The 11,548-nt window shown below is 70.2% G+C and carries 11 protein-coding genes; 3 read left to right on the top strand and 8 right to left on the bottom strand.

Going from position 1 to position 11,548, the window contains the following annotated elements; translation table 11 throughout:
- Nucleotides 1–735, top strand: a 735-nt coding sequence (locus ACLBWX_RS22375; RefSeq protein ID WP_447679145.1) for a DNA translocase FtsK, incomplete at its 5' end; no start/stop codon positions are given.
- 27 nt (nucleotides 736–762) lie between these two features.
- Here the strand turns inward: ACLBWX_RS22375 and ACLBWX_RS22370 are convergent.
- Both ACLBWX_RS22370 and ACLBWX_RS22365 read right to left on the bottom strand, forming a co-directional pair.
- A complete protein-coding gene (locus ACLBWX_RS22370) occupies nucleotides 763–1,803 on the bottom strand; it encodes an aldose epimerase family protein (protein WP_447679144.1) in 1,041 nt (346 codons plus the stop codon).
- A 58-nt stretch (nucleotides 1,804–1,861) separates the two neighbouring features.
- Complete coding sequence (locus ACLBWX_RS22365; protein WP_447679143.1) at nucleotides 1,862–3,643, bottom strand: ABC transporter ATP-binding protein; 1,782 nt, start codon at nucleotides 3,641–3,643, stop codon at nucleotides 1,862–1,864.
- 182 nt (nucleotides 3,644–3,825) lie between these two features.
- On the opposite strand from ACLBWX_RS22365, the gene ACLBWX_RS22360 reads away from it, so the two are divergent.
- Nucleotides 3,826–4,758, top strand: coding sequence for a metal ABC transporter substrate-binding protein (locus tag ACLBWX_RS22360; RefSeq protein WP_447679142.1), 933 nt, complete (start codon nucleotides 3,826–3,828; stop codon nucleotides 4,756–4,758).
- 52 nt (nucleotides 4,759–4,810) lie between these two features.
- Here ACLBWX_RS22360 and moaD read toward each other — a convergent pair whose 3' ends face one another.
- The 4 genes from moaD to ACLBWX_RS22340 form a co-directional block, all read right to left on the bottom strand.
- Nucleotides 4,811–5,062 carry a molybdopterin converting factor subunit 1 gene (moaD, locus tag ACLBWX_RS22355; RefSeq protein WP_447679141.1) on the bottom strand — a complete coding sequence of 84 codons (252 nt, stop codon included), beginning with the start codon at nucleotides 5,060–5,062 and terminating at the stop codon, nucleotides 4,811–4,813.
- Between the two features lie 13 nt (nucleotides 5,063–5,075).
- On the bottom strand, nucleotides 5,076–5,675 hold the full coding sequence (pgsA, locus tag ACLBWX_RS22350; RefSeq protein WP_447679140.1) for a CDP-diacylglycerol--glycerol-3-phosphate 3-phosphatidyltransferase: 600 nt from the start codon (nucleotides 5,673–5,675) through the stop codon (nucleotides 5,076–5,078).
- A gap of 58 nt (nucleotides 5,676–5,733) precedes the next feature.
- Complete coding sequence (gene uvrC, locus ACLBWX_RS22345; RefSeq protein WP_447679139.1) at nucleotides 5,734–7,827, bottom strand: excinuclease ABC subunit UvrC; 2,094 nt, start codon at nucleotides 7,825–7,827, stop codon at nucleotides 5,734–5,736.
- A gap of 66 nt (nucleotides 7,828–7,893) precedes the next feature.
- On the bottom strand, nucleotides 7,894–8,628 hold the full coding sequence (locus tag ACLBWX_RS22340) for a chemotaxis protein (RefSeq protein WP_447679138.1): 735 nt from the start codon (nucleotides 8,626–8,628) through the stop codon (nucleotides 7,894–7,896).
- A gap of 246 nt (nucleotides 8,629–8,874) precedes the next feature.
- Here ACLBWX_RS22340 and ACLBWX_RS22335 point away from each other — a divergent pair, with 246 nt between their 5' ends.
- Complete coding sequence (locus ACLBWX_RS22335; RefSeq protein ID WP_447679137.1) at nucleotides 8,875–9,720, top strand: L,D-transpeptidase; 846 nt, start codon at nucleotides 8,875–8,877, stop codon at nucleotides 9,718–9,720.
- Between the two features lie 66 nt (nucleotides 9,721–9,786).
- On the opposite strand, the gene ACLBWX_RS22330 is transcribed toward ACLBWX_RS22335, so the two are convergent.
- Complete coding sequence (locus tag ACLBWX_RS22330; protein WP_447679136.1) at nucleotides 9,787–10,536, bottom strand: DUF2076 domain-containing protein; 750 nt, start codon at nucleotides 10,534–10,536, stop codon at nucleotides 9,787–9,789.
- A 247-nt stretch (nucleotides 10,537–10,783) separates the two neighbouring features.
- Nucleotides 10,784–11,548 (bottom strand): outer membrane protein (locus tag ACLBWX_RS22325; RefSeq protein ID WP_447679135.1); only part of this gene is annotated, 765 nt, incomplete at its 5' end.

Raw genomic sequence — 11,548 nt, 5'->3', positions numbered from 1 at the left:
GCCGTCTACGAGACGGAGGAGATGGACCTCTCGGCGCTGCCCTACATCGTGATCGTGGTCGACGAGATGGCCGACCTGATGATGGTGGCGGGCAAGGACATCGAGGGCGCGATCCAGCGCCTGGCCCAGATGGCGCGCGCGGCCGGCATCCACCTGATCATGGCGACCCAGCGTCCCTCGGTCGACGTGATCACGGGTACGATCAAGGCCAACTTCCCGACCCGGATCTCCTTCCAGGTCACATCGAAGATCGACAGCCGCACGATTCTCGGCGAGATGGGCGCCGAGCAGCTGCTGGGCCAGGGCGACATGCTGTTCATGGCCGGCGGCGGGCGCACGACGCGCGTGCACGGGCCGTTCTGCTCGGACTCGGAAGTCGAGAGCGTGGTCGCCCACCTCAAGCGCCAGGGCCGGCCCTCCTATCTCGAGGCCGTCACGGCCGAGGAGGACGGCGCGTCGGGCGCCAAGGGCGGCGCCGACGAGATCGAGATGGACGGCGCGGTCTTCGACCAGGGCAGCTTCGGCGAGGCCGGCGGCGATCTCTACGACCAGGCGGTGCAGGTGGTGCTGCGGGACAAGAAGGCCTCGACGAGCTACATCCAGCGGCGCCTGCAGATCGGCTACAACCGCGCCGCCTCCCTGATGGAGAAAATGGAGGTCGAGGGCATCGTCGGTCCGGCCAACCATGCCGGCAAGCGCGAGATCCTGGTCGAGCCGGATTCCCATCACGGCTGAGGCCTGCGACCGCGGCGGGAGCCCGCTCTACGGAACGGTGCCGAACCGATAGGTGGTCGTCGTCCGGAAGGGCGCGTCCGGCCGCAGGACGGTGCCGGGAAAGGCCGGGTGGTTCGGGGCGTCCGGGAAGCCCTGCGCCTCGAAGCAGACCGCGTCGCCGGCCCGGTACAGCCCGCCGCCCGAGCCCGTCACCGTCCCGTCGAGCATGTTGGCGGTGTAGAGCTGCAGCCCCGGCTGGGTCGTCGCCACGGTGAGGCAGCGTCCGCTCTCCGGGTCGACGGCGCGGGCGACCTCCCGCAGGGTTCCGTCGCCCCCGAGCACGTAGGTGTGGTCGTAACCGTGGGCGAGGGCGAGCTGCGGATGCGCGGTCCGGATGCGCGCGCCGAGGGCCATCGGCGCCCTGAAGTCGAAGGGCGTGCCGGCCACGGGCAGGACCGCGCCCGTGGGGATCTGCTCGGCGTCGGTTTCCAGGACGGCGTCCGCCGCGATGGTGACGACGTGCCCGAGGGCGGAGCCCGTGCCCTCGCCGGCGAGGTTGAAGTAGCTGTGGTTGGTCAGGTTGAGGATCGTCGGCCGGTCGGTCACGGCGGCGTAGGCGATGGCGAGGGTCCCGTCCGCCTCCAGCCGATAGGTCACGGTGACGTCGAGGTTGCCGGGAAAACCCTGCTCGCCGTCGGGAGAGCGGTAGGCCAGGGTCAGGCGCGCCGCGTCGGCGGCCTCGACCCGCCAGATCCGCCGGTCGAAGCCCTCCGGCCCGCCGTGCATGGTGTTGCGGCCCTCGTTGCGGGGCAGTTGGTGGACCTGGCCGTCGAGGCTGAAGCGGCCGCCGGCGATCCGGTTGGCGTAGCGTCCGATGAGCGCTCCGAAATGCGCGTCGCTCGCGGCGTAGCCGGCGAGGTCGGCGGCACCGAGGACCACGTTGGCGCTTCGGCCCGTCCGGTCCGGCACCTCGATCCGGCTGATGAGGCCGCCGTAATCGAGGATCTGCACCGTCACGCCGCCCCGCGCGAGGGTGTGGCGCGTCACGGCCGCGCCGCCCGCGGTGGTTCCGAAAGGCTCTGTCCGCATCGAGGTCCTGGAATCCCGCTCCGCCCGGCTCAACGCCGCGGGGCGCGGATCGGTCCCGTCAGGCCGGCACGGCCGCGTCCTCGGCATCGCCGGAGAGCTGCATCCGGTGAAGCCGGGCATAGGCGTCGCCCGCCGCCACGAGGGTCTCGTGGCGCCCGGTCTCGAGGATGCGCCCGCTCTCCATGACGACGATGCAGTCGGCGTCGCGCACGGTGGAGAGGCGGTGCGCGATGACCAGGGTGGTACGGCCCTGCATCAGGCGCAGGAGCGCGCCCTGGACGAGGCGTTCGGACTCGGAATCGAGGGCGCTCGTCGCCTCGTCGAGGAGGAGGATCGGAGCGTCCTTGAGGAAGGCGCGGGCCAGGGAGATGCGCTGCCGCTCGCCCCCCGAGAGCCGCCCGCCCGAGGGGCCGACGGGGAAGTCGTAGCCCTCCGGCAGCCGGCTGATGAAGCCGTGTGCCGCCGCCGCCTCGGCCGCCGCCTCGATCTCGGCGCGGGTCGCCCCCGGCCGGCCGAAGCCGATATTGGCCGCGATGGTGTCGTCGAACAGGACCACGTCCTGGGAGACCACCGCCACCGCCGCGCGCAGGGAGGCGAGGGAGACGGTGCGGATGTCCTGCCCGTCGATGAGCACGGCTCCCTCGGTCACGTCGTAGAGGCGCGGCACGAGGTTGAGGAGGGATGACTTGCCCGAGCCCGAGCGGCCCACCAGGGCCACCGTCGCGCCGGCCGGGACGGTGAGGTCGATGCCCTCCAGGGCGGGCGCGTCGGCGCGGTAGCGGAAGCGGACGCCGGTGAAGCGGATCTCGCCCCCCGCCACCTGGAGCGGGCGCGCGTCCGGCGCGTCGCGGATCTGCGGCGCCTCGTCCATCAGGGCGAAGTAGCGCTGGAGCGCGGCGCCGGCCTCCTGCAGGATCGCGTTGAGCGTGCCCAGCGTGCGGATCGGCTGGGAGGCCAGGAGCAGCGCGGTGACGTAGCCTGTGAAGTCGCCCACCGTGCGGTCGCCCGAGGTGACGCGCTGGCCGACCAGGGCCAGCACCGCGGCGACCGCGAAGCCGCCGCCGATCTCGAGGAGCGGGTCGAGGCGCCCGCGGGCATTGGCGGCCTTCATCTTGAGCCGGCGCACCTCGTCGAAGGCGCCCTGGGCGCGACCCTTGAGGTAGCCTTCCAGCGCGTAGGTCTTGGCGATGCGCGCGCCCTGCAGGCTCTCGGTGATCAGGCTGGCGGTCAGGCCCATGCGCTCCTGCGTCGCCGTCGAGACCCGGCGCAGCTTCCGGCCGACCCGGCCGATCGGGCCGGCGACGAAGGGCACCACCACCCCGGCCACCAGGGTGAGGATCGGATCCATCCAGACCAGGGCCGCCACCAGGGCGATCAGCATGGCGATGTCGCGCAGGAGGACGGTGGAGATGCGGGTCAGGGCCTCCTTGATGAAGGCGAAATCCGTGGTGAAGCGCTGTGTGAAGGCGGCCGGGCTCTCGCGCCCGAGTTGGGCGAGGTCGGATTCGATGAGGTGCCCGTAGAGGGCGGCCTGCATGTCGGCCTCCACGCGGGTGACCACGCGGTTGGTCAGGACGTTCTGGCCGAACAGCGCGAAGCCGCGGATCGACGTGATGGCGATGACGATCACCGGGCCGTAGGCGAGGGCGGCCATGTCCTTGCGGTCGAAGGCGTCGAAGGCGAGCTTGATCAGGGTCGGGTACAGTCCCGTCGCCGCCCCCACGAGGGCGATCAGAACCAGCACCACCGCGAGGGTGGCCCGGTGCGGCCGCATCCATTCCCGCCAGACCCGGCCGAGGAGGGGGAGGATGTCGCTCTTGGGAAGCGCCCGTCGCGCCATCTGGTCCGCTCTTTCCGTGTCCGTGCCCGCCCGACGGCGCCCGGGCCGTGACTGTCGGGGGTGTTTGCGTCCGCATCCCGGAGAGATCAAGCGAAAGACAAGGAGACCCGCGGGCCGTCCGGACTTGGAAATGTGATAATGTTACAGTAGAGCCGGCGGGTTCACCGAAAGGATCGTCCCCGATGCCGCTCCGGCTCCCGCGCCTGCCCGCCGCCCTCGCGCTCGTCCTCTGGCTCCTCGTCGGACCGGCCGCGGCCGCCGAGGCCAAGCTCCGGGCGGTGGCGAGCTTCTCGATCCTGGCCGATTTCGTCGCTCAGGTCGGCGGCGACCGGGTCGCGGTGACGTCCCTGGTCCAGCCCAACGCCGACGCCCACGGCTATGCGCCGGCGCCGAGCGACGCCCGCACCCTGGCCGATGCCCGCCTCGTGGTGGTGAACGGCCTCGGGCTGGAGGGTTGGATCGACCGGCTGATCAAGGCCTCGGGCACGAAGGCACCGGTCGTCGTCGCTTCCGCCGGGGTCAAGCCGATCGAGGCCGAGGACGATGGTCACGGCCATGGCGGGTCCGGCCACGCGCATGGGCACCACGACGATCCCCATGCCTGGCAGAGCATCGCCAATGCGCGGATCTACGTCGGCAACATCCGCGATGCCCTGGTGCGGATCGACCCCGACAACGCCGCGACCTATGCGGACAACGCCAGGGCCTACCTCGCGACCCTCGACGCCCTCGACGCCGAGGTGCGCATGGCGGTCGGCGCGATCCCGAAGGCCCAGCGCCGGATCATCACCACCCACGACGCCTTCGGCTACTTCACCGCCGCCTACGGGCTCGCCTTCATCGCGCCGCAGGGGGTGTCGACGGACAGCGAGGCGAGTCCGCGCGACGTCGCCCGGATCATCCGGCAGATCCGCCAGGAGAAGATCCCGGCCGTGTTCCTGGAGAACATCAGCGACCCGCGCCTGATGCAGCAGATCGCCCGCGAGAGCGGCGCGGCCATCGGCGGCAAGGTCTTCTCCGACGCCCTGTCGGGGCCCGACGGACCGGCGCCGACCTACGTGGCGATGATGCGCAACAACCTCGCGGCCTTCACGGCGGCGCTGGGCAGGCGCTGAGGCGGACGCCGCGGCAGCCGGTCATCGGCGGCAAGCGCTGAAGGCCCGCGCCTCAGCCCCCGGTCATGGGGGGAAAGAACGCGATCTCGGAGGCGCCGGCGATCGGCGCGTCCGGCTTGGCATGGACCCGGTCGAGCGCCGCGCGGACGATGCCGCTGGTCTCGAAGGCGTAGGCGTATTCCTCGCCCCGGCCACGCAGCCAATCGACGAGGTCCGAGACCGTGACGATCCCGGCGGGAAGGTCGACGGTCTCCTCGGCCTTGCCGACGCGCTCGCGCACCCAGGCGAAATAGACGAGCTTCATCGCGATGTGTTCCTCAGCGCGGGTCGTCGATGACGTGCTTGATGCCGGAGCGCAGGTAGTCCCAGCCGGTATAGAGCGTCAGCGCCGCGGCGATCCAGAGGAGGACGGTCCCGGCCTGGATCGTGCCCGGCAGGATCGATTCCCCGGCCGGCCCGGCCACCAGGAAGCCGATGGCGATCAGCTGCGCGGTGGTCTTCCACTTGGCGACCTTGCTCACCGGCACGCCGACCTTGAGCTCGGCGAGATACTCGCGCAGGCCCGAGACCAGGATCTCCCGGCACAGGATCACGATCGCGGCCCAGAGGGTCCAGCCGACGATGGTGTGGTCGGCGGCCAGCATCAGGAGGCAGGCGGCCACCAGCAGCTTGTCGGCGATGGGGTCGAGCATCCGCCCGAGGGCGGAACTCTGGTCGTAGGTCCGCGCCACGTAGCCGTCGAGGTAGTCGGTGATCGCCGCCAGGACGTAGACCGCCAGGGCGCCGAAGCGCGCGCCCGGCTCGTCGGGCCAGTACAGCAGCGCGACGACCACGGGCACCGCCACGAGCCGCCCGTAGGTGAGGCAGTTCGCGAGCGTCCAGGCTGGCGACCGACGGCGGGTGAGGACGGAATTCATCGCAGGCGTGAAACCATGTGCGGCGGTGGGGGTCAACCGCGCGGGTACGCCGAAGTCCTCACGCATGGGTGTGGAAGAAGTCGTACACGGCCCGGGCCGTGGCGGCGTTGACCCCCGGAGTCTTCGCCAGGTCCTCGAATGCCGCCCGCTGGATCGCCTTCACGGTGCCGAAGTGGTGGAGCAGCGCGCGCTTGCGGCTCGGGCCGATCCCGGCGATCTCGTCGAGCGGATTGCGCACCATCTCGCGCTTGCGCTTGGCCCGGTGGCTGCCGATGGCGAAGCGGTGCGCCTCGTCGCGCAGGCGCTGCACGAAGTAGAGGGTCGGGTCGCGCGGCTGCAGCTTGAAGGGGGGGCGGCCGGGCACGAAGAAGGTCTCGCGCCCGGCGTCGCGGTCGCGGCCCTTGGCGATGCCCACCAGGGCGACGTCGGTGACGCCGATCTCCTCGAGGGCGGTCCGGGCGGCGTCGAGCTGCCCCTTGCCGCCGTCGACGAGCACGAGGTCGGGCCAGGCCGGCAGGGTGTCGCTCTCGGGCGGCGCCTCCGGCACCGGCGCCCGCGCGCCGCCCTCGCTCGCCGCGATCGCGGCCTCCCGTGCGGTGCGGGGATTCTCCTTCACGAGGCGCTTGAAGCGGCGCTGCAGCACCTCGCGCATCATCCCGTAATCGTCGCCCGGGGTCAGCTCCTCCGACTTGATGTTGAACGTGCGGTAATGCTGCTTGGCGAAGCCCGTCGGCCCGGCGACGATCATGCCGCCGACCGCGTTCGTGCCCATGATGTGCGAGTTGTCGTAGACCTCGATCCGCCGCGGCGCCCCGGTGAGCCCGAACGACTGGCCGAGGGCGGCCAGGAGCTTGCCCTGCGAGGCGGTGTCGGCGAGGCGCCGGCCGAGAGCCTCCTTGGCGTTGCGCTGCGCGTATTCGACGAGGTTCTTGCGCTCGCCGCGCTGCGGCTGGTGGATCTCGACCCGGTAGTCGGTGCGGCTCGACAGGGCGGCGGCCAGGAGTTCCGCGTCCTCGATGGCGTGCGAGACCAGGACGCTGCGCGGCGCGGGCTTGTCGTCGTAGAACTGCCCGATGAACGAGGCCAGGACCTCGTCCGGCGTCATGGTGCGATCGGCCTTGGGGAAGTAGGCGCGGTTGCCCCAGTTCTGGAAGTTGCGGAAGAAGAACACCTCGATGCAGAACTGGCCCGCCTGCTCGTCGAGGGCGAAGACGTCGGCCTCCTCGACGCCCTGCGTGTTGACGCCCTGCGTGCCCTGGATCGCCGACAGGGCCGCGATGCGGTCGCGGAACCGAGCCGCGCGCTCGAACTCCATCTTCTCCGAGGCGTCCTGCATCTCCTCGCGCATGCGGTCCTTCACCGCGTTCGACTTGCCCGCGAGAAAGCTCTTGGCGTTCTCGGCGAGCGCCCGGTAGTCGGCGAGGTCGATCTCGCCGGTGCAGGGGCCGGAGCAGCGCTTGATCTGGTAGAGCAAGCAGGGCCGGGTGCGGTTCTCGTAGTAGCTGTCCGTGCAGGTGCGCAGCAGGAAGGCGCGCTGCAGGGCGTTGACCGTGCGGTTGACCGCCCAGACGCTGGCGAAGGGGCCGTAATAGCTGCCCTTCCGGCGCCGGGCGCCGCGATGCTTGATGATCTGCGGCGCTTCCGAATCCGCCGTGACGAGGATGTAGGGGAACGACTTGTCGTCCCGCATCAGCACGTTGAAGCGCGGCTTCAGCTGCTTGATGAGGTTGGCCTCGAGGAGCAGCGCCTCGGTCTCGGTGGCGGTGGTGACGAACTCCATCGCCGCAGTCTGCGAGATCATGCGGGCGATGCGGTTGGAATGCGCCTGGCCCCTCGCGTAGGAGCCGACCCGCGCCTTGAGGTTCTTGGCCTTGCCGACGTAGAGCACGTCCCCCTTGTCGTCGAACATCCGGTAGACGCCCGGCGAGGTCGGAAGGGTCGTCCAGAACCGCCGGATCACCTCGGTGCCGGCCTTGACCGCACCCTCCTCGAAATCGAAGTCGATCTCGGGGGCGTCGTCGGCCTGAGCGTGGTCCTGCCCGTCGGCGGAGGCGTCGTCCCGGAAGTCGTCCTCGCGGAAGCCGTCCTGGTCGTCGAAGCCGTCCGGCGGCAGATCTTTCGAGGCGTGGTCTTTCGCGGGCGCGCGGCTCATGCCGCTGACTTAAGCCTCGCGGAATGGCGAGGGAAGGGGCGCCGGATGGGATCGGCGCCCATCCGGTCAGTCGAACAGCGCGTCGATGTCGCCCTGGTCGACGTGCCCGATGTCGTCGGCGAGCTTCGGCCCGTTGAGGAGCGAGTTCTCGTCGTCGATGTCGATCTTGGCGGGGCCTGCGCCCAGCAGCTCGCTGAAGGTGTCGAGGCCGCCCCAGGCCTCGATCATCCGGTCGAGGTGTTCCTCGATGAACTTCAGCACGCCGACGATCTTGTTGATGCGCTGGCCGGTGAGGTCCTGGAAGTTGCAGGCCTCGAAGGCGACGACGACGCGGTCGAGGATCGCGTCGATGTTCTCGCGCCCGGCCATGGTGGTGGTCATGGCGCGCAGCATGCTCGCGTTGGTCTCGATCTCCTCGATCGCGCCGAGGATGGTGCTGGTGGCGCGTTCGGTCGAATCGACCACGGCGTCGAGTTCGCCGGCGACGCGGCGCATGCCCTTGCCCGTGTTCTCCGACCGGTAGAGCGTCGCGATCTCCTGCTTGGTGCGGGTGATCGCATCCTTCATGATGTCGAGTTCGGAGCGCATCGCGAAGGCTTCGTTCAGCTCGCGCCGGCAGGCCTCGATGGTCTCGACGGTGCTCGTCTGCGTCACCTTCCTGAGGTCCTGGATCGCCGCCAGGATCTCTTCGAGGCGCTTGGAATTCAGGTTCGCCGCCTCCGACGAGACGGCGCCCTCCGCCGCCGCGGCGGGGGCGGCGAGCCCGAGGCTGTCCTCGATGCGGTAACGTTTGAGAGTCATCGGTCGCGATCAGCCGGAAAGAGTGAAGCCGGATGACGATGCCGCGAACTGATTGCGATTTCTTGAACGCCGCAACGCTCCAGCAACCTTTACCGCCCGTTCACGCTGAATCCGATGAGCTGTTCGAAGCCGCGCCGGGCTGAACGATTCACCATGTTCCTTCACCGGGTCCTCGCCCCGGTCTCCGATCCTGTCGGCACGTCGCACCCGTGAGCGGGTCCGACCGGGCTTGGAGCGATGACGAGCATGCGGTTCGATTGGTGCGTGGCCATTGCCTGCCTGACGGCGGGATTGGCGGGGCAGGGGGCACAGGCGCAGCAGGGACCCGCGCGGTCCGGCGCCTATGGCGGGGGGTTCATCGAGTACATGCTCGGGGGCGGCCAGGATGCGCGCCCGGCCGCGACCGCTCCGGTCCGCTACGCCTCCCGCCTCGCCGACGAGCGGGCGCCGGCGCGCGATCCCGGTCTCTACGGCGTCGCCCAGGCTCCGCGCCAGCTCCATTCCGGTGATCGTGTTCCCGAAGAGCGCGTCGAACGCCGCGAAACGCTCCCGATCGCCGCGGCTTTCCTGCGGCCGCCGGTCCGCGTCGCCGCCCTCCCGTCGGCCCAGGGGCTGGAGCCGGCGGTCGAGGGGATCGCCCGCGCCGCCGACCCGCGCTACGCCCGTCAGGTCGTGTCCTTCGACGGCCCGCAACGGCCGGGGACCATCGTGGTCGATACGCCCGGAAAGTTTCTCTATCTCGTGCAGCCCGGACATCAGGCGATCCGCTACGGCATCGGCGTCGGCCGGCCGGGCTTCGCGTGGTCGGGCCTGAAGACCATCAGCCAGAAGCGGGAATGGCCGGATTGGACGCCGCCGGAGGAGATGATCCGCCGCCGCCCCGACCTGCCGCGCCACATGGCCGGCGGTCCCGGCAACCCGCTCGGGGCGCGGGCCCTCTATCTCGGCTCCTCGCTCTACCGCATCCACGGCACCAACGAGCCGCATACGATCGGCCAGAACGTCTCGTCCGGCTGCATCCGCATGATGAACGAGGACGTCATCGATCTCTACGAGCGCACGCCGGTGGGCACGCGCGTCGAAGTCCTCTGACGCCTCGAACCTGATCGGAAGGAAGCCGGCACCGCCACGTGGGTGCCGGCTCCCCGCCGTCGCGTATCAGACCCAGTCGTCGTCGCCGCCGCCGCCGAGATCGCCGCCGAAGTCGCCGCCGGAATCGTCGGCGAAGGACGCGTCCTGGAGACCGCCGCCGCCGCCGAGGGCCGAACCGAGGTCATCGTTGCCGCCCCCGAAGAGACCGCTATCCGTCGCGGCCGGGGTTCCGCCGAGACCGGCCGCCGCGGCGCTGCCGAGCTGCGAATGGCCGCCCGCGAAGGCGTTGGAGAGGGCGCTGCCGAGGAGCATGCCGCCGGCGGCACCCGCCGCCATGGGCAGGGCGGTGGCCATGAAGCCGCCGCCACGGGCCGGCGCCGCCTGCTGTCCGGCCCAGGGGCCGCCCTGCTGCGGACCGCCATAGCCCGGCTGCTGGCCGTAGCCTGGCTGCTGGCCGTAACCCGACTGCGGCTGGCCGTAGCCGGGCTGCCCGCCCTGGTTGCCCCAGGCGCCGCCCTGGCGCGGCGGCTCGGGCTGGCGGGCGGAGGAGCCGCCGCCGAAGATGCTGGACAGGAAACCGCCGCCGCCCTGGGGCTGCTGCTGGCCCGCCCGACGCAGCTGCTCGAGCTGCTCGTTCAGGCTCTTGATCGCCTCTTCCTGCACGTAGATCAGCTGCGCCATCGCGTAGGGGGCGTAGGGCTGTGCCCGGATCTTGTCGGCAATGAAGCGCTCGGCTTCCGCGTCGCGGGGCTGGCTCGAGGCCTGCTCCAGGCGCTGGAAAATGCCGCCGATGACGTCGCGTTCTTCGCTGTTCATGGAGTTGTCCTCCTGGGGCAAGCCGGCGGGTGACCACCCGCACGGGCGGGTCACAGATGGGGGTGCCACCGGCCTTTGTCAGGGGCTCAACGCAAAGTTTGCCGTCCCGGATGCATGCGCCGATCCGAATGTTCCGTAACGCCGTGCATTTCCGCACGGACGCGTTCGCCAACGCGAAAAAGCCCGGCCTTTCGGCCGGGCTCTTTCGTGAAATGAACGCTCCCGAGGGGGGCGAAGGGTCCGGACCTTAGTAGGAGCCGAACTTGTAGTTCAGGCCGGCGCGGACGACGGCGAACTCGGTGCCGCTGTTGCGGTTGGTGAAGCCGGGCTGACGGTAGAGAACGTTGTTGGTGTCGTAAGCGTAGACGCCAGCGTTGCGGTTGTTGTTCTCGAGGTTCACGTACAGGCCTTCGACCTTGAGCGTGACGGCCGAGGACTTGAAGAAGTTCAGGAACGAGTCGGTCGGCAGGGCGTACTCGATACCGCCGCCAGCGGCCCAGCCAGTGCGGAAGTCGTCGTTGCCGCGGAAGCCGCCGAAGGAGCGCTCATTGCTGCCAGCGCCGTAGGCGAAGCCACCGGTGCCGTACACGAGGGTGCGGTCGAAGGCATAGCCAAGGCGGCCGCGCACGGTGCCGAAGTAGTCGAGGCTGGCGGTGCCGCGCGGATCGACGAAGGTGACGCCAGGGGTGGCTGCAAAGGTGCCGGGACCGACGAGAGCGTTGTTCCGGCTACGGCCGAAATCGACGTACTGAGCGTCGGCCTCAACACCGATCACGACACCCGAGCCCGGGGTGAACTGATAGTTGTAGCCGATCTGGCCACCACCCGTGAAACCCTCGTTCGAGTTGTTGGAGTAGACGATCTGAGCGCCTGCGATGCTCGGCTGCACAAGGTTCGGAAAGACATTGTTGTAGACGTTGGTCTGGCGATTCGAGGCGTCGAAGCCGTAGCCGGCGTTGAAACCAGCGTAGAAGCCGGTCCAGGTGAACACCGGCACCGGCACGAACACCGG

The organism is Methylobacterium sp. M6A4_1b, from assembly GCF_053345175.1.
This window is presented reverse-complemented; position numbering and strand designations above follow the sequence as displayed.